General features: G+C 63.8%; 15 protein-coding genes. 10 read left to right on the forward strand and 5 right to left on the reverse strand.

Annotated elements, in window-relative coordinates; translation table 11 throughout:
• Window positions 1–166 precede the first annotated feature (166 nt).
• From FJ974_RS27175 to FJ974_RS27205, 7 genes are all read left to right on the forward strand, one after another.
• Window positions 167–976 (forward strand): DeoR/GlpR family DNA-binding transcription regulator, encoded by an 810-nt coding sequence (locus tag FJ974_RS27175; protein ID WP_140532956.1) that lies wholly within the window; start codon window positions 167–169, stop codon window positions 974–976.
• A gap of 56 nt (window positions 977–1,032) precedes the next feature.
• Complete coding sequence (gene rhaS, locus FJ974_RS27180; protein ID WP_140532955.1) at window positions 1,033–2,028, forward strand: rhamnose ABC transporter substrate-binding protein; 996 nt, start codon at window positions 1,033–1,035, stop codon at window positions 2,026–2,028.
• A gap of 84 nt (window positions 2,029–2,112) precedes the next feature.
• Window positions 2,113–3,666, forward strand: coding sequence for a sugar ABC transporter ATP-binding protein (locus FJ974_RS27185; protein WP_140532954.1), 1,554 nt, complete (start codon window positions 2,113–2,115; stop codon window positions 3,664–3,666).
• On the forward strand, window positions 3,663–4,640 hold the full coding sequence (locus FJ974_RS27190; RefSeq protein ID WP_140532953.1) for an ABC transporter permease: 978 nt from the start codon (window positions 3,663–3,665) through the stop codon (window positions 4,638–4,640). The genes FJ974_RS27185 and FJ974_RS27190 overlap by 4 nt, the downstream gene beginning before the upstream one ends.
• Complete coding sequence (locus FJ974_RS27195; protein WP_140532952.1) at window positions 4,637–5,638, forward strand: ABC transporter permease; 1,002 nt, start codon at window positions 4,637–4,639, stop codon at window positions 5,636–5,638. Before FJ974_RS27190 ends, FJ974_RS27195 begins: the two co-directional genes overlap by 4 nt.
• Window positions 5,638–5,952, forward strand: coding sequence for an L-rhamnose mutarotase (gene rhaM, locus FJ974_RS27200; protein WP_181177090.1), 315 nt, complete (start codon window positions 5,638–5,640; stop codon window positions 5,950–5,952). Before FJ974_RS27195 ends, rhaM begins: the two co-directional genes overlap by 1 nt.
• The gene (locus tag FJ974_RS27205) at window positions 5,949–7,307 is read left to right on the forward strand and encodes an FGGY-family carbohydrate kinase (protein WP_140532951.1); all 1,359 of its coding nucleotides are present in this window, start codon (window positions 5,949–5,951) and stop codon (window positions 7,305–7,307) included. The genes rhaM and FJ974_RS27205 overlap by 4 nt, the downstream gene beginning before the upstream one ends.
• 160 nt (window positions 7,308–7,467) lie before the next feature.
• Here FJ974_RS27205 and FJ974_RS27210 read toward each other — a convergent pair whose 3' ends face one another.
• Together FJ974_RS27210 and galE are read right to left on the reverse strand one after the other, a co-directional pair.
• Window positions 7,468–8,724, reverse strand: coding sequence for a D-amino acid dehydrogenase (locus FJ974_RS27210; RefSeq protein WP_140532950.1), 1,257 nt, complete (start codon window positions 8,722–8,724; stop codon window positions 7,468–7,470).
• A 112-nt stretch (window positions 8,725–8,836) separates the two neighbouring features.
• Window positions 8,837–9,832 (reverse strand): UDP-glucose 4-epimerase GalE, encoded by a 996-nt coding sequence (gene galE / locus FJ974_RS27215; protein ID WP_140532949.1) that lies wholly within the window; start codon window positions 9,830–9,832, stop codon window positions 8,837–8,839.
• A 278-nt stretch (window positions 9,833–10,110) separates the two neighbouring features.
• Between galE and hemA the strand changes: the two genes are divergently transcribed.
• The gene (gene hemA, locus FJ974_RS27220) at window positions 10,111–11,388 is read left to right on the forward strand and encodes a 5-aminolevulinate synthase (RefSeq protein WP_140533081.1); all 1,278 of its coding nucleotides are present in this window, start codon (window positions 10,111–10,113) and stop codon (window positions 11,386–11,388) included.
• 11 nt (window positions 11,389–11,399) lie between these two features.
• Here hemA and FJ974_RS27225 read toward each other — a convergent pair whose 3' ends face one another.
• Together FJ974_RS27225 and mscL are read right to left on the reverse strand one after the other, a co-directional pair.
• Window positions 11,400–12,566 (reverse strand): pyridoxal phosphate-dependent aminotransferase, encoded by a 1,167-nt coding sequence (locus FJ974_RS27225; RefSeq protein WP_140532948.1) that lies wholly within the window; start codon window positions 12,564–12,566, stop codon window positions 11,400–11,402.
• Window positions 12,567–12,679: 113 nt separating this feature from the next.
• Entirely contained in the window at window positions 12,680–13,099 is a 420-nt protein-coding gene (gene mscL / locus FJ974_RS27230) for a large conductance mechanosensitive channel protein MscL (protein WP_140532947.1), read from the reverse strand.
• A gap of 238 nt (window positions 13,100–13,337) precedes the next feature.
• Here mscL and FJ974_RS27235 point away from each other — a divergent pair, with 238 nt between their 5' ends.
• Window positions 13,338–16,823, forward strand: a complete 3,486-nt coding sequence (locus tag FJ974_RS27235) for a PAS-domain containing protein (RefSeq protein WP_140532946.1) — start codon at window positions 13,338–13,340, stop codon at window positions 16,821–16,823.
• Window positions 16,824–16,844: 21 nt separating this feature from the next.
• On the opposite strand, the gene FJ974_RS27240 is transcribed toward FJ974_RS27235, so the two are convergent.
• Window positions 16,845–17,480 carry a TetR family transcriptional regulator gene (locus FJ974_RS27240; RefSeq protein ID WP_140533080.1) on the reverse strand — a complete coding sequence of 212 codons (636 nt, stop codon included), beginning with the start codon at window positions 17,478–17,480 and terminating at the stop codon, window positions 16,845–16,847.
• A gap of 83 nt (window positions 17,481–17,563) precedes the next feature.
• Here FJ974_RS27240 and FJ974_RS27245 point away from each other — a divergent pair, with 83 nt between their 5' ends.
• Window positions 17,564–18,220 carry an O-methyltransferase gene (locus tag FJ974_RS27245; RefSeq protein ID WP_140532945.1) on the forward strand — a complete coding sequence of 219 codons (657 nt, stop codon included), beginning with the start codon at window positions 17,564–17,566 and terminating at the stop codon, window positions 18,218–18,220.
• Window positions 18,221–18,405 lie beyond the last annotated feature (185 nt).

Consider the following 18,405-nt stretch of genomic DNA (forward strand, 5'->3'; position numbering starts at 1 on the left):
GAAAGGCGCGGTCCCTTTTCGCTGCGAAATGTCTACGCAAGCAGGCCGTTTGTCAATCACAAACGATCAACATCGATCATATTGCACTGCACAATGAAATTATATGATCGGAAATGATTGACACTGCTTGTTTTGAGTGCCTAGATGGCCAGGCAGGGGAGGAACCATGCACGAGAAAGAGCGCCACAGGATCATTCTGTCCGCCGTCCAGGAAAAACCTGTGGTGACGGTGCAGGAGATGGTCGAGCTGACGGACTCCTCGGAGGCGACGATCCGGCGCGATATTGCGGCGCTGCATGTGCAGAAGCGCCTGCGCCGCGTGCGCGGCGGCGCCGAGGCGATCTCGCCGCCGCAGTTCATCGGCCTCGCCGGCCGGCCCTTCTCGGTCAACGAGACGCTGAACGCCGCGCAGAAGCGGGCGATCGCGCGCGAAGCGGTGAGCCTTTGCCAGGACGGCGAGCCGATCATCATCAATGGCGGCACCACCACCTTCCAGATGGTGCATTTCCTTTCCGGCCGGCGCATGCCGATCTTCACCAATTCCTTTCCGATCGCCGAGCATCTGCTCAAGCACTCGAAGAACACGGTGATGCTGTCGGGCGGCACCATCTACCGCGAGCAGAACATCATCCTTTCGCCTTTCGACAATGACGTGACGCGCAACTTCTATGCGCGCCGCATGTTCATGGGTGCGCAAGGCCTGGGCCCGCTTGGGCTGATGGAAGGCGATCCGCTGCTGATCCAGGCCGAGCAGAAGCTGATCGACCAGGCCGACGAATTGGTGGTTCTGGTCGATTCCTCGAAGTTCCGCATGCGCTCGAGCCTGATCCTGTGCGGGCTGTCGCGCATCGCGACCGTGATCACCGATGACGGAATCGAGGATCGCGAAGCCAAGATGCTGGAGACGGCGGGGGTCGCGGTGATCGTCGCGCGCAAGCCGGCAAACGAGAAGGAAGAATCTTCACTGCAGGCCTGAGATCAACTCACGCCCGCAGCGGCGATGGAAATGCAACGCTCAAGGGAGGATATTCGATGAGCTTTTTGAAGAAACTGCTGGTCACGGCGGCCTTTTCCGCCGCTATGTTCGTGAATGCCGCCTATGCCGAAAACGTCAAGATCGCGCTGGTGGTGAAGTCGCTCGGCAACGGCTTCTTCGACGCCGCCAACAAGGGCGCCGAGGAAGCTGCCAAGGAACTGGGCGATGTCGACGTCATCTATACCGGCCCGACGAAGGCTACCGCCGAAGCGCAGATCGAGGTGATCAACTCGCTGATCGCGCAGAAGGTCAACGCGATCGCCGTTTCGGCCAATGATGCCGACGCGCTGGTGCCGGTGCTGAAGAAGGCGATGGCGCGCGGCATCACCGTCATTTCGTGGGATTCGGGCGTCGCCAAGGAAGGCCGCCAGCTTCACCTCAACCCGTCCGATACCGGCCTGATCGGCGAGACCATCATCAAGCTTGCCGCCGACTATCTGCCGGAAGGCGGCGACGTCGCCATCCTGTCGGCATCCTCGACCGCGACCAACCAGAACGCCTGGATCGAAGCGGCCAAGAAAGTGCTGCCGGAGAAGTTCCCGAAGATCAAGCTCGTCGCCACCGTCTATGGCGATGACGACTCGGCCAAGAGCACCGACGAAGCCAAGGGCCTGCTGAAATCCTATCCGAACCTCAAGGCGATCATCGCGCCGACCACCGTCGGCGTCGTCGCCGCCGCGCAGGTGGTGACCGACGCAGGTCTTATCGGCAAGGTCAATGTCACCGGCCTGGCGCTGCCTTCGGAGTTCAAGAAGTTCATCGACAACGGCGCTTCGCAGGCTGTCGCGCTGTGGAACCCGATCGACCTCGGCTATTCGGCCATCTACCTCGCCCATGACCTGGCGGTGAAGAAGGAAGAAGCCAAGCCCGGCGCCACGCTGTCGATCGGCCGCGTCGGCAAGGTGACGCTCGACGACACCAACGCGGCTGCGATGGCTCCGCCCTTCCAGTTCGACAAGACCAACATCGAGAAGTTCTCCAAGATCTATTGATCAGGAGCCTCAAGCTAAACGCGGCGGGGGCTGTTGGGTCCCGCCGCGTCTTTGAACGGACCTTGTTTCAGGCTTGATACGATTATGGACACGACAGCCCAACGCAAAGTGGAGACGGAGCGGGCTCAGCCGACGGGAGCGTCGCAGAGCCCACGCCTGACGCTGTCCGGCATCTCCAAGAGCTTTCCCGGCGTCCGCGCGTTGCACAATGTCAGCCTGTCGCTCTATCCGGGGCAGGTGACGGCGCTGATCGGCGAGAACGGCGCCGGCAAGTCGACCCTGGTCAAGATCATGACCGGCATCTATCAGCCCGATTCCGGCGAGATCAGCATCGACGGCCAAGTCACGGCGCTGCCCAGCGCGCATGCTGCCTTCGGCCACGGCATTACCGCCATCCATCAGGAAACCGTACTGTTCGACGATCTATCCGTCGCCGAAAACATCTTCCTCGGCCACGCGCCGCGCACCCGCTTCGGCACCATCGACTGGCGTACCATGCGCAAAAATGCGCGCGAGGTGCTTGAGACGATGCGCGCCGGCCATATCGACGCGGATGCGCGGCTGAAGGATCTCGGCATCGCCAACAAACACCTCGTGGCCGTTGCCCGCGCGATGTCGATCGACGCGCGCATCGTCATCATGGACGAGCCGACCGCCGCACTTTCGATGAAGGAGATCGAGGAGCTTTTCCTGCTGATCGAGTTCCTGAAGAGCGACGGCAAGGCCGTGCTGTTCATCAGCCACAAATTCGATGAGATCTACCGCATTGCCGACCGCTACACGGTGTTCCGCGACGGCGAGATGGTCGGCGAAGGCCTGCTCAAGGACGCAAGCCAGAACGAGATGGTGCGCATGATGGTCGGGCGCAGCGTCGACCATATTTTTCCGCAGCGCGAGCCGAAGATCGGAGCGCCGGTGCTGTCGGTCTCCGGCCTCTCGCATCCGACCGAGTTCGACGACATCGGCTTCGAATTGCGCAAGGGCGAGATCCTCGGCTTCTACGGCCTGGTTGGCGCCGGGCGCAGCGAGGTGATGCAGGCGATATCGGGCATCACCCGCACCAGTAGGGGCACGATCTCATTGGAGGGCAAGACGATCGCGCCGAAATCGGCCGCCGATTCCATAGAGGGCGGCATCGTCTACGTGCCGGAGGAGCGCGGCAAGCAGGGCGTGGTGATCGGCCTGCCGATCTTCCAGAATGTGTCGCTGCCTTCGCTGTCGCGCACCTCCAAATCCGGCGTGCTGCGGCTGGCGGAGGAGTTCGCGCTGGCGCGCTCCTACACCGAGCGGCTCGACCTGCGCGCCTCTTCGCTGAGCCAGGATGTCGGCACGCTCTCAGGCGGCAACCAGCAGAAGGTTGTCATCGCCAAATGGCTGGCGACGACGCCGAAGGTGATCATCCTCGACGAGCCGACCAAGGGCATCGACATCGGCTCCAAGGCCGCCGTGCACGGCTTCATGGCCGAGCTCGTGGCGCAAGGCTTATCGGTGATCATGGTCTCGTCGGAACTGCCCGAAATCCTCGGCATGTCGGACCGCGTCGTGGTGATGCGCGAAGGCCGTATCGCGGCCACCTACGACAACAAGGGGCTCGATGCCGAGACGCTGGTCCGGACGGCGGCGGGGATCGCGGCATGAAGAATTTCCTCAAATACCGCGAGCTTTGGCTGCTTGCCGGCATCATGCTGCTGATCGGGCTGATCTCGATCCGCTTCCCCGGCTTCGCCGATCCGGCCAATCTGCGTCAGGTGTTCAACGACACGTCGATCCTGATGATCCTGGCGTTGGGGCAGATGGTGGTGATCCTGACGCGATCGATCGACCTGTCGATGGCCTCCAACCTGTGCTTCACCGGCATGGTGGTGGCGATGCTCAACGCCGCGCATCCGGCGATCCCGATCCCCATGCTGATCGTTATTGCTCTCGCCGTCGGGCTGGTGCTCGGCGCCATCAATGGGTTCCTGGTGTGGCGGCTGAACATCCCCTCCATCGTGGTGACGCTCGGCACGCTCACCATTTATCGAGGCGCCACCTTCGTCATTTCTGGCGGCGCCTGGGTCAATGCCGACCAGATGAGCCCGGATTTCATCGGCTTCCAGCGCGCGGCGTTCCTCGGCATTCCGGTGCTGTCCTGGATCGCGCTGCTGGTGATCGCGCTGTTCTTCGTGGTGATGACGCGCACCGCGATCGGCCGCTCGATCTATGCTATCGGCGTCAATCCAACCGCCTCGGTCTATGCCGGCATCAATGTCGGGCGCACCAAATTCATCGTCTTCTGCATCTCCGGCATGATCGGCGGGCTCGCCGGCTACTTGTGGATCTCGCGCTATGTGATCGCCTCGGTCGAGGTCGCCAATGGCTATGAGCTCAACATCATCGCCGCCTGCGTCATCGGCGGCATCTCGATTGCCGGCGGCATCGGCTCGGTCGGCGGCGCGGTGCTCGGCGCGCTCTTCCTCGGCATCATCTCGAATGCGCTGCCGGTCATCAACATCTCGCCCTTCTGGCAGATGGCGATCTCGGGCAGCGCCATCATCCTGGCCGTGGTGCTCAATGCGCGCGGCGAGCGACGGCAGGGCCGCATCATCCTGAGAAAGGCGGAAGCGGCATGACCGACACCCCTGCCCCGCGCCACATCCCGGACCGGTTGGACAAGCCGCTGTCCTCGGCGATCTTCTCCTGGGAGGCGCTGCTCGTCGTCATCGCGGTCCTCATCTTCGCGGTGAACAGTTTTGCCTCGCCCTATTTCCTCGATCCGTGGTCACTTTCGGACCTGACCTTCAACTTCACCGAAAAAGGGCTGATCGCGCTCGCCATGGCGCTGCTGATCATTTCGGGCGAGATCGACCTGTCGGTCGCGGCAATCGTTGCCCTTGCCTCGACGATGATGGGCATGGCGGTGCAGGCCGGCGCAGGCACGCCGGTGCTGGTGGCGATCGGCGTCGTTGTCGGCCTGGCCTGCGGCGCCTTCAACGGGCTGCTCGTCACGCGGCTGGGACTGCCGTCGATCGTCGTCACCATCGGCACGATGAGCCTGTTTCGCGGCATAGCTTTCATCATCCTCGGCGACCAGGCCTACAAGGGCTATCCCGAAAGCTTCGCCTTCTTCGGTCAGGGCTATGTCTGGTGGGTGGTGTCGTTCGAGCTGACGCTGTTCCTGGTCGCGGCGGTGATCTACTGGTTCATCCTGCATCGGACCAGCTTCGGCCGGCGGGTCTTTGCCATCGGCAACAATCCGGTCGCCTGCCAGTTCTCCGGCGTGCGCGTCGGTCGCACGAAGTTCATCCTGTTCTGCCTGACCGGGCTGATGTCGGGCATCGCCTCGGTGCTGATCACCTCGCGGCTTGGCTCGACAAGGCCATCGATCGCGCAGGGCTACGAACTGGAAGCGATCACCATGGTGGTGTTGGGCGGTGTCTCGATCCTCGGCGGCGCCGGCAGTATTCTCGGCGTGGTGCTTGCCGCCTTCATCATGGGGCTGGTGACGTTCGGGCTCGGCCTGCTCAACGTGCCGGGCATCGTCATGTCGATCTTCATCGGCCTGTTGCTGATCATCGTCATTGCGCTGCCGATCGTCTGGCGGCGGCTGCGCGAAGGACGCTTCGCCTGATGGAAAAATACGCCTTCAAGATGAAACTCAATCCCGGCATGAAGGCCGAGTACAAGCGCCGCCACGACGAGATCTGGCCGGAGTTGGTGACGCTGCTGAGAGAGGTCGGCGTTTCCGACTATTCGATCCATTTCGACGAGGAGACCAACATCCTGTTCGGCGTGCTGTGGCGCAGCAGCGATCACGGCATGGCCGACCTGCCGAAGCACCCCGTGATGCAGCGCTGGTGGGTGCATATGGCCGACATCATGGAAACGAAGCCCGACAACGAGCCGGTGGCGGTGCCGCTGGAAACAATGTTCCATATGGCATGATCCGCCACGTCGCCGTCATCGATATCGGCAAGACGAACGCCAAGGTGGCGCTGGTCGATCTCGCGACCATGCGTGAGGCGGCGCTGCGCCGCGCGGCGAACGCGGCTTCTACCGGTGGCCCCTACCCGCATCACGACGTCGAGCGCTTGTGGGCGTTCATCCTCGACAGCCTGGCCGAACTCCACCACGAGCAGCGGATCGACGCCATATCGATTGCTACCCATGGCGCGACGGGGGTGGTGGTCGATGCAGAAGGCAGGCTTGCGCTGCCGGTGATCGACTACGAATTCGGCGGCCCCGACCAGGTCGCGGAGGACTATGATGCAATCCGCCCGCCCTTTGCCGAGACCGGTACACCGCGCCTGCCGGCCGGCCTCAATGTCGGGGCGCAGCTGTTCTTTCAACAGAAGCGCTTTCCCGCCGAATTCGCCAGGGCAGCAGCGATCCTGATGTATGCGCAGTACTGGGCTTTGCGGCTTACCGGCATTGCCGCCAATGAGGTGACCTCGCTCGGCTGCCACACCGATCTCTGGAACCCGTGGAAGGCGGACTATTCCTCGCTGGTAGATCGGATGGGCTGGCGCCGGCTGATGGCGCCGGTGCGGCCGGCGAAGGACCGGCTGGGGCCGATCCTGCCGCCGCTCGCCAAGCAGACCGGGCTCGATCCGCAAACGCTGGTGTTTTGCGGGCTGCACGATTCCAACGCCTCGCTGCTGCCGCACCTCATCTCCGACGCGCCGCCCTTCTCCGTCGTTTCGACCGGCACCTGGGTGGTGTCGATGGCGGTTGGCGGCAGGAAGGTGGAACTCGATCCGGCGCGCGACACGCTGGTCAACGTCAACGCGCTTGGGGATCCCGTGCCATCGGCGCGCTTCATGGGCGGGCGGGAGTTCTCGCTGCTCACCGATGGCACGCCGCAGGACTGGAGCGAGGACGACGTTGCCGACGTGCTGGCGCGAAAAATCTTGCTGCTGCCTTCCACTCAGCTCGGGTCCGGACCTTTCCCGCAGCGCACCGCGCAATGGACCAATGCCGAGGGCCTGAGCAGTGGCCAGCGTTTCGCCGCCATCTCGTTCTATCTGGCGCTGATGACCACGACCTGCCTTGACCTTATCGGCGGCGACGGGCCGACGATCGTCGAAGGGCCGTTCGCGCAGAACCGGCTCTTCATCCGCATGCTGGCGGCGGCGACAGGACGGCCGGTCGTCGCGTCGGAGACCGCGACCGGCACCAGCATCGGCGCGGCATTATTAGCCTCAGATGGCGCTACCCTTGTGAGCAAGGGTGAGCGCACAGAACCACCGACTGATCAGCCTTGGGGCGAATATGCTCGGGCTTGGCGCCGCTCTACTTGACGGTCAGCGCCGCCCCTCATTGCCCTGACGGGCATTTCTCCCCGTATAGTGACGGCGAGAAAGACGCTCTCCTCGGCAGTTTCGCCAATCGCCAGCATTGCAGCAGAATGGGTGCCGGCCGGCGGATGAGGGGAGCGCCGACCTCGGCAATTAAAGACCCTCAGCGTCCCGTCCCGTACAGCAATCCTTTGGGATCGATCTCCGGCTTGCGGCCGGCGACCAGGTCGGCCAGGAATTTTCCCGAGCCGCAGGCCATGGTCCAGCCGAGATGGCCGTGGCCGGTGTCGAGATAGAGATTGCGGTATTTCGCCTGACCGAAGATAGGCACTGAGCTGGGCATCATCGGTCTCAAGCCGGCCCACAGCAGTGCTTTCTTCTCGTCGAAGGCGCCGGGAAACAAGTCCTTGCCTGTTTGCAGGATGGTTCTGAAATCGCGCGGCTTGGAGCTGCGGTCGAAGCCGGTGAACTCGGCCGTCGAGGACATGCGCAGACGGTTGCCCAACCTCGAATAGCCGATCAGCCGGTCCTCGTCGGCGCCGCCCATGGTCGGTCCTTTGTTTTCGTCTTCGAGCGGGACGGTTACCGTGTAGCCCTTCACCGGATAGACGGGCAGGTCGATGCCGTAACGGCGACCGAGCAGGCCGCTTTCCGGCCCCATGGAGATGACGACGGCGTCGCCCGTAACCGGGCCTGCCGAGGTCATGACGGCGCGCACGCGGTCGCCCACGATATCGAGGCCCTGAATTGTCGTGCCGAACAGGAATTTGACGCCGAGCTTCTCGGCCGCATAGGCGGCAAGCTTGTCGACGAATTGCTTGGAATCACCGGTCTGATCGATCGGCGAATAGATGCCGCCGGCGATCTTTTCCTTCACGCCGGCAAGTCCGGGCTCCAGCTCGATCAGGCGGTCGCGGCCGACGATCTCTATCGGCAGGCCGTGCTCACCGAGATAACGGTAATTGTCGGTGCCGGTGTCAAAACTCTTCTGCGAGCGGAAGAAATACAGGATGCCTCTTTTGCGCTCGTCATAGTGAATACCGGTTGCGTCCGAGAGCGCATTGATGCAGTCGCGCGAATAGAGCGCCAGCCTGAGCTTGACGTTGGTGTTGGCGCGCAGCCGCGCCGCCGTGCATTCGCGCAGGAAGCGCAGGCTCCAGGCATAGAAGTACGGATCGAGGCGCAACCTGACCTTGATGCCGAGATCGTGGTTCCAGAGCCCGCGCAGGAAGGTTTTCAGCGCCGCGGGCGAGGCCCAGGCGGTGGCGTCCCCCGGCGAGACCAGGCCGGCGTTCGACTGGCTGGTGCCGCGTGCCACGGCTTCATGACGCTCGATCACCGTCACCTCATGGCCATCGCTCGCCAGATAATAGGCGGCTGCCGTGCCAACGACACCGGCCCCGAGCACCAAAACCTTCATGCCGCCCCCACGAGAATCGAACCGGGCGCCGCGCCTCCACGCGCCGCTTCACGACCCTCAATAGCGTGTCTCGGCAGGCCGGACGAGCCCTTGGCCCAACAGCTTGCTGTAGCTAGCTTCGCGCCGAGTTCTTGCCGGTCAGAATGCGTTCCCAGGCCAGCGCATCCTTGACGATCTGGTCGAGATCGTCGCGCTGAGGCGTCCAGCCAAACGCGCCGCGGGCGAGGTCCGAATTGGCAACCACGGCGGCGGCATCGCCCGGGCGGCGGTCGCCCATGCGGACATCGAAGTCGTGGCCGAAGGCGCGGCGCACGCTGTCGATGACTTCGAGCACCGAATAGCCATGGCTGTAGCCGCAATTGGCGACGAGGCTTGCACCGCCGTCGCGCAGCCGCTGCAGCGCCAGCCGGTGCGCCGCCACCAGATCGCTGACATGGATGTAGTCCCGGATGCAGGTGCCGTCCGGCGTCGGATAATCGGTGCCGAACACCTGCATGAAAGGCCGCTTGCCGAGCGCTGTTTCGCAAGCGACCTTGATCAGATGCGTGGCGCCGGGGGTCGACTGTCCGGTGCGGCCCTTGGGATCGGCGCCGGCGACGTTAAAGTAGCGCAGCGCCGTGTAACGAATGTCATGCGCCAGGCCAGCGTCGCGCAGCATCCACTCGCTCATCAGCTTGGAGAGGCCATAGGGCGATTCCGGCGCCAGGCGCGCGTCCTCGCGCACGGGCTCCAGCCCGGCGCCGCCGTAGACGGCGGCTGTGGAGGAGAAAATGAAATGCGGCACGCCTTCGCGCACGGCCGTCTCGATCAGCGTGCGCGTCTTGCAGGTGTTGTTCTCATAGTAGCCGAGCGGATCGGCGACCGATTCCGGAACCACGATCGAGCCGGCGAAGTGGATGATGGCGTCGACATGATTGTCGCGGATGATCTTGCCGACCAGCTCGCGGTCGGCGACATCGCCGACGACCAGCCTTGCCTCGGGCGCCACCGCCCATTCGAAACCGGTCGAAAGCCGGTCGAGCACGACGACGCCCTCGCCGGCATCCAGAAGCTCCCAGACCATGTGGCTGCCGATATAGCCGGCACCGCCTGTCACCAAAACCGTCATCTCTTACCTCGCTGATCAAGATTTATCGGAAACTGTCTCAACAGCCGCCGTGCTGGAAACCCCGCCGCAAGCCCATTAGCCTCCCTGAATGTTAAGTCTGTAACAGTTCCTCCTGCCCGAGGCATCGTAACGAAACAAAACTGGTTCACATCCCCGGAATAGGCCACGATCCTCCATCGTTAGGAACAGGCGCGGGGCGTGGCATTTTGACCGGTAGGGCGCGGTGGACGTGGCATGGAGCTATGACTATGATCCGGCGCGAAAATTGGGAAGCCGACATGAACTACCAGCGGTTCTTCGAAGACGCGATAGACCAGCTTCATGCCGAACGGCGCTACCGTGTCTTCGCCGACCTCGAGCGCATCGTGGGCAAGTTTCCGCGCGCCATCTGGCGCTCAAACGGCCGCGCTCAGGAAATCACCGTCTGGTGCTCCAACGACTATCTCGGCATGGGCCAGAACCCGGACGTGATCGCCGCCTTCCAGAATGCCGCAGGCAAGATGGGCTCGGGCGCCGGCGGCACCCGCAACATTTCCGGCACTTCCAATCCGCTGGTCGAACTCGAGCTTGAACTCGCCGACCTGCACGACAAGGAAGCCGCCCTGGTCTTCACCTCCGGCTTCGTCTCCAACGAGGCCTCGATCTCGACCATCGCGCGGCTGCTGCCCAATTGCCTGATTATCTCGGATGAATTGAACCACGCCTCGATGATCGAAGGCGTGCGCCGCTCGGGCGCGGAGAAGAAGATCTTCCGCCACAACGACGTCGCGCATCTGGAAAGCCTGCTACAGGCGGCCGGGCGCGAGCGCGCCAAGCTGATCGTGTTCGAAAGCGTCTATTCGATGGACGGCGACATCGCGCCGATCAGGCAGATCGTCGAGCTGGCCGAGCGCTACAACGCCATGACCTATATCGACGAGGTCCATGCTGTCGGCATGTATGGACCGCGCGGCGGCGGCATCACCGAACGCGAGGGCCTGGCCGACCGCATCGACATCATAGAGGGCACGCTTGCAAAGGCCTTCGGCACGCTCGGCGGCTACATCACCGGCACCAGTGCGGTGATCGACGCGGTGCGCTCCTACGCGCCGGGCTTCATCTTCACCACGGCATTGCCGCCGGCGATCGCCGCGGCCGCCACCACTTCGATCCGCCATTTGAAGCGCTCGCAGGCCGAGCGAGACGCTCAAGCGCGCCAGGCCTCGCGCACCAAGCAGGTGCTTGCCGCAGCCGGCCTGCCGGTGATGGAATCGCCGACCCACATCGTGCCGCTGCTGGTCGGTGATCCGGAACTCTGCAAGATGGCCAGCGACCGCCTGCTCGGCGTGCACGGCATCTACATCCAGCCGATCAACTATCCGACCGTGCCGCGCGGCACCGAGCGGCTGCGCATCACGCCGACGCCGTTCCATTCCGACGCGCTGATCGCCGAACTGCAGGACGCGCTGGTCGAGACCTGGGACGCGCTCGGCATCCCCTACGGCGCCGCCGGCCGGCCCGCCGTCGCCAAGAGCGACCGGATCATCCCGCTGTTGGTGCCGAAGTCAGGCGGCTGAAGCCGCCTTTCTCACACCGTCTTCATCCATTTCGCCAGGCGATTTGCCGCTTCCTCCAGCTGATCGAGGCGGCGGTGGAAGCATAGCCTGAGAAAGGCTTCGCCGCCCGGGCCGAAGGCGGTGCCGGGCGCCAGGCCGACATTGGCGTTGTCGACAATGTCGAAAGCCGCGGTTCGGGAATCGGCGATGCCGTCGACCGTGAAGAACAGATAGAAGGCGCCCTGCGGCACGGTAAAGCGCGCTTTGCCGGTGGCGCCCAGGATATCGCAGACCAGATCACGTGCCGCCCGTGCCCGTTCCACCTGCTCGGTGATGAAACCGTCGCCCTCGTCGAGGGCTGCCACAGCGCCGCGCTGCATGAACTGGGCAACGCCCGAGGTCGAGTACTGGATGAGGTTCTCGAACACCTGCTGCAAACTCGGATGCGTCTTGATCCAGCCGACGCGCCAGCCGGTCATCGCCCAATTCTTGGAGAAGCTGTTGACGAACAGGATGCGGTCCTCGGCCGACGCGATATCGAGGAAGGACGGCGCGCGGCCGTGGCCGTAGTGGAACAGCGAATAGATCTCGTCGGCGATGATCCACAGGCCGCGTTCGTGGGCGAGGTCGAGGATGGCCTGCAGCGTTTCCCTGTCGGCGGTCCAGCCGGTCGGATTGGACGGCGTGTTGATGAACAGCGCCTTGGTGCGCGGCGTGACCGCCGCCGCGATTTTTTCGACATCGCAGGACCAGCCGTTGCCGGACTGGTCGAGCACGACCGGCACGGGAACGGCGCCCGCCACGCCGGCCGCGGCGGCGAAATTCGGCCAGGCGGGCGAGAGATAGACGACCTCGTCGCCCGCGTCGGCGAGGGCGTCGATGGCGAGCTGGATGGCATGCATGCCGGAGCCGGTGACGATGAATTCTTCCTCGGCAAAGGTCCTGCCGAAATGCCTCGCATAGTAGCGGGACAGAGCCTGCCTGAGTTCCGGAATGCCCTTCTGCCAGGTGTAGAAGGTCTCGCCATTGGCCAGCCCGCGCGCAGCGGCGTTGCTGATGAATTGAGGCGTCGGCAAATCGCCCTCGCCGGCCCAGAGCGGGATCAGGCCTTCACGCAGCCGGCCGTGGTTGACCACGGCGACAATGCCGCTTTCCGGCGCGGCGCGAGCCTCTGTGCGCAAGCTCTCAATCAAGGTCATGGGCGGTCCGTTCCGGTCTCGGGCGTTGATCAGCGCTCCCTTACCAGATGCAAACGCGGAAAACCCCAGCCGCGAACGACCGGGGTTTTGGTCCAGCACGTTGATCCGAAAAATTACCTCCTGGCGAGCAGGTCGCGGATTTCGGTCAGAAGCTGCACATCGGCAGGGGGCGGCGCGGCCGCTGGGGCGGGCTTTTCGCTTTCCAGGCGCTTGCGAAGATTGTTCACCGCCTTGACCATCAGGAAGATGATGAAAGCAAGGATGAGGAAATTCAGCGCAACTGTGATGAAGTTGCCGTAAGCGAAGACCGCACCTTGCTTGCGCGCATCAGCCAGGTTCGTTGCGGTCACATTGTGAGAGAGGCCAATAAAATAATTGGAAAAGTCGACGCCTCCGAGCGCGCCGATGAATGGCATGATGATGTCGTTGACCAGCGAATCGACGATCTTGGAGAAAGCGGCGCCGATAATGACGCCGACAGCCAAGTCCATCACATTGCCCTTGGAGATGAATTCCTGGAATTCTTTCAGCATTCGACCCTCCTTGCCATGGTGCCGTGCTGCCGCTCCCCCTGTCCCTCGGCGCCGACCCAACGCACCATAACAAAAGCCCCCGGTTGCAAAACCGGAAAAAAGGCGAAGGCACCGGTTTGTGTTTACCCCACGCCAACCGGCACATATGCAGCGAAAGCCGCAGTGGACAGGGCTTCCAAGCTGTGGTTGCGTTTAGGCGGGGCGGCCCGACAGGCCGGCCAGGGAGGAAGTTCGGACCGTGCTGGGCTGGTTCGTCGTCATCGTTGCGATCGCCTATGTGACGCTGCTTTTCGCCATTGCGAGCGTCGGTGACCGGCGTGCGGCCGCTGCCGGGCTGGGACGGGCGCGACCGTTCATCTATGCGCTCAGCCTTGCCATCTACTGCACCTCCTGGACCTTCTTCGGCTCGGTCGGCCTCTCCTCCGAACGCGGCCTCGAATTCCTCGGCATCTATACCGGCCCGGTGCTGGTGTTCGTGTTCGGCTTCCCGCTGCTCAACCGCCTCGTCCGGCTGGCCAAGACAGAGAAGATCACCTCGATCGCCGATCTTCTCGGCGCCCGCTACGGCAAGAGTTTCATCGTGGCGGCGATCGCGACGCTGATCGCGACGATCGGCGCCGTGCCCTATATCGCGCTGCAGCTGAAGGCGATTTCAGGCTCGGTCAGCCTGATGGTCGAGCACTACACCGGCTCGCCGCCCTCGTTCGATCCATTTGTCAGCGACATCTCGCTGGTGGTCGCCATGTTGCTGGCGCTGTTTGCCGTGCTGTTCGGCACGCGCCATGCCGATGCCACCGAGCATCAGGACGGGCTGGTGCTGGCGGTGGCGGTCGAAACCGTGGTCAAGCTCGCGGCCTTTCTTGCCATCGGCCTGATGGTGACCTTCCTGATCTTCGGCGGACCCGGCGACATGGTCGCGAAGCTCGCGACGAACAGCGAGGTGCGCCAGGCCATGAGCTACAATACCTCTCTGGCCACTTGGCTGGTGCTGACCGGACTGAGCGGCTTTGCCATCCTGATGCTGCCGCGCCAGTTCTACGTCACCATCGTCGAGAACCGCAGCGAGGCGGAGCTGCGCACCGCGACCTGGGTGTTCCCGCTTTATCTGGTGGCGATCAATCTGTTCGTGCTGCCGATCGCCTTTGCCGGCCTGTCGCTGGTCGGCGACAAGACCAGCAGCGACCTCTATGTGCTCTCGCTGCCGTTGTTCAGCGGCCTTGACGTGCTGGCCATGGCCGCCTTCATCGGCGGTCTGTCGGCGGCGACCGCCATGGTGATCGTCGAAAGCGTGGCGCTGTCGATCATGATCTCCAACGATCTCATCATCCCGCTGTTCGTGCGCCGCCTGCTCAAGACGACGACGTCGGAGAACGAGGACTGGTCGACGCTCATCCTCAACGTGCGGCGCGCGTCGATCTTCATCATGCTGTTCATCGCCTTCCTCTATTACCGCGAGAGCACCAACAGCGCGCGCCTATCGTCGATCGGGCTGATGTCGTTCGCGGCGATTGCGCAATTCGCGCCGGCGCTGATCGGCGGCTTGATCTGGCGCGGCGCCAACGGCCGCGGCGCCGCGCTCGGCATGGTCGCCGGCATCCTGGTGTGGGGCTATACGCTGCTTCTCCCTTCCTTCCTGGCGCCCGACACCGACATCCTCGTCCACGGCCTGTTCGGCTTCGAGGCGCTCAGGCCGCAGGCGCTGTTCGGCACGATCGCCGAGCCGCTGAACCACGGCGTGTTGTGGAGCCTATCGATCAACACGCTGTTCTTCGTGATGGGGTCGCTGTCCCGCGCGTCTGTGCCGCTGGAGCGTATCCAGGCGGCGATCTTCGTACCGCGCGAGGCCGGCCCGATGCCCTCCCTGCGCCGCTTCCGCACCGCCGTGACGGTCAACGACCTCAAGGATACGATTTCGCGTTATCTCGGCGTCGAGCGCACCGAGCGCTCGTTCCAGTCATTCGAGAAGAACACGAATGTCTCCCTGCATGGCAAGGAACAGGCCAGCATGGATGTCATTCGCTTCTCGGAGCAGTTGCTGGCCAGTGCGGTCGGCTCATCCTCGGCGCGGCTGATCCTGTCGTTGCTCTTTCGCCGCAACGACCGCGATTCCCGCGATGCCTTCCGGCTGCTCGACGACGCCACCGAGGCGCTGCAGCACAATCGCGACCTGCTGCAGATCGCGCTCGACCAGATGGAGCAAGGCATCACCGTCTTCGACCGCGATTTCCGGCTGATCTGCTGGAACCGGCAATACCGGACGCTGTTCGACCTGCCGGACGAGATGGGCCAGGTCGGCGTGTCGCTCGACCAGATCCTGCATCACCTTGCCCAGCGCGGCGACATCCCCGCCGATCAGCGGATGGCGATGCTCAACCGGCTGACCAGCTTCGTCAGCCCCTGGCAGATGGAATTGAAGACCAGCGGCCGCATCCTGGAGCTACGCTCCAACCCGATGCCCGCCGGCGGCATCGTCGCCACCTATGCCGACATCTCCGGCCGCGTCGAACAGGACCTGGCGCTGAAACGGGCGAACGAGTCGCTCGAACAGCGGGTCAAGACCCGCACCATCGAGCTCACCCGCGTCAATGAGGAGTTGGCGCAGGCGCAGATGCTGGCCGAGGAGGCCAATCTCGGCAAGACGCGCTTCCTCGCCGCCGCCGGCCATGACATCCTGCAGCCGCTCAACGCCGCGCGGCTCTACTGCTCGTCGCTGATCGAGAAGGCCGGCAAAGGTCCGGCAGGCAATGCGGCGGTCAACATCGAATCCTCGCTGGAATCGGTCGAGACCATCCTCGGCGCCGTGCTCGATATCTCGCGGCTCGACGCCGGCGCGATGAAGCCGGAGGACACCGCCTTCAGTCTCGGCGGCCTGCTCAGCCAGATCGGCAACGATTTTCGTCCGCTCGCCGCCGAAAAGCGGCTCGGCCTGAAAATCATGCCGTCGTCGCTCGGCGTCATGACGGACCGCAACCTGTTGCGCCGGCTGATCCAGAACCTCGTTTCCAACGCCATCAAATACACACGCCAGGGCCGCATCCTGGTTGGCGTGCGGCGGCGCGGCGAGCTGGTCGAAATCCAGGTGATCGACACCGGCATCGGCATCGCCGGCGACAAGCTGAACACGGTGTTCCACGAATTCACCCGACTCGACGAAGGCGCGCGCGAGGCCGAAGGACTCGGACTCGGGCTCTCCATTGTCGACCGTATCGCCCGGGTGCTCAGGCTCGAAATCCGCATCTTCTCGACGCCGGGCAAGGGCACGCGCTTTTCCGTCATCCTGCCGGTCGCGGCTATCGCAGCGCCCCGGCGCGAGGCCGAGAAGGTGCCCGCTCGCGCCGCCTCGTCGCTGGCCGGGCTCAATGTGCTCTGCATCGACAACGACGCCCGCATCCTCGGCGGCATGCGGCTGCTGCTCGAAGGTTGGGGCTGCAGCGTCGAGACCGCCTCAGGATCGCTCGATGGCACACGGCCCGGCGTGCGCCGGCCCGATATCGTGCTCGCCGACTATCATCTCGACGGCGGCACAGGGCTCGACGCGATCAGCACGCTTCGCGCAGCCTACGGCCAGGACCTGCCCTGTGTGCTGGTCACCGCCGACCGCTCCAGCGAGGTGCGCGCCGCCGCCGGCCGGCTCGACATTCCGGTGATCAACAAGCCGCTGAAGCCGGCGGTGCTGCGCTCGATGATGGCGCGCGTCAGGCCGCTTGCGCCCGCGGCGGAGTGACGTCAACCCGCTCCGGCCGGCTCAGCCTTGATGACCCAGGCTTCTCAGATAGGCGCAGAACATGTCGGCCAGCGCGTCGGAACAGGCTTCGATCTCGGCTGACGTTCGCGGGTTTTCCGAAAAGTCCGCTCCCACGGCACTGAGCGTCTTCATGATCAGCTCGCCGGTCATGGCACGGACGGCATCCGGAACCTCGGGCAGCGTCTCCCGCATGAAGGCCTCGACGGTGCGGTTCGCCGTGGCCCTCGCCTCATGCGCCTCCGGCGCATCCCGATAGAGGGGTGCCGCGTCGTTCAACGCGCCGCGCACCGCCGCCTCCTCGCATTCAGAGCGGATGAAGGCGTGGACCAACGTTCTTATCCGCTCGAGCGGCGATAGTTCGGTGTTTTCGAGAATGCCGCACAAGAGCTCGGTCGTCTCGCGCCATTCGTCGCTTTGTAGGCGAAACAGCAGCGCCGCCTTATTCGGGAAATATTGATAGAGCGAACCGACGCTGACGCCCGCCCTTTCGGCTACGCGCGTGGTGGTGAAGCGCTGCGCGCCTTCAACAGCCAAAACCTGAGCAGCCGCTTCTAAAATCGCCGCGACGAGCTCCGTCGCGCGCGCCTGTTTGGGCTGTTTTCGGGTGGAAATTGAAGGGCTTGGGCGAATCGTCACGGGCACGCTCGGGAATGCGAATTGGAAACCTGAAGGATTATTCGTATTTTCGATGCAACACAAGAACCCGCCCGGAGACAATCATGACGACCCTGACCGAAACCCCTTTGGCCCCGCTGCTCGCCCGCCTGTTCAAAGAAGCCGATGCGGCGACCAGTCCGGCGATCGCCCGGTACTCGCGCGAGGAACGGACGCGCCTGCTCCACAGCAAGACCGAGTATCGCCAGTTCTACGGCAGCCTGAAGGACCTGTGGCTTGCGGTCTCGCCGGAGACCGGCACGCTGCTCTACATGCTGGCGCGCAGCACCGGCGCGCGCATCATCGTCGAATTCGGCACCTCTTTCGGCATCTCGACGCTCTACCTCGCCGCGGCGCTGCGCGACAATGGCGGCGGCCGCCTGATCACGATGGAATTCGAGCCGTCCAAGGTGGTGCGGGCCAAGTCAAACCTGACGGAAGGCGGCCTCATCGATCTGGTGGAGATCCGCGAAGGCGACGCGCTGGAAACGCTCAGCACCGACCTGCCTGACCGGATAGACCTCCTGCTGCTCGACGGCGCCAAGGCGCTCTATCCGGAGATCCTGGGCCTGGTCGAAAGCCGGCTCAGGCCGGGCGCGCTGGTCATCGCCGACAATGCCGACTTCTCGCCCGAATATCTGGAGCGGGTGCGTGCGCCGGCCGGCGGCTATATGTCGACGCCGTTCGGCGACGACGTCGAGCTGTCGATGCGGCTCGGCTGAAGCTAGCCAGATCGGTTCATCGTTCCAGGTAAACGCTGAACCGCTCTATCTCTTGGTTTTTTAACGCAATTCCGAACGGAAAACCGTTTCACACTTTTCCTGGAATTGCTCTACCGGCGGCAAAAGTTACGGATGGTGGTTCGGTCGCCCGGCACGGAAAACACCGCGATGTTGCTGGACACTTG

The organism is Mesorhizobium sp. B1-1-8, assembly GCF_006442795.2.
In the GTDB taxonomy this organism is placed as follows: Bacteria; Pseudomonadota; Alphaproteobacteria; order Rhizobiales; family Rhizobiaceae; genus Mesorhizobium.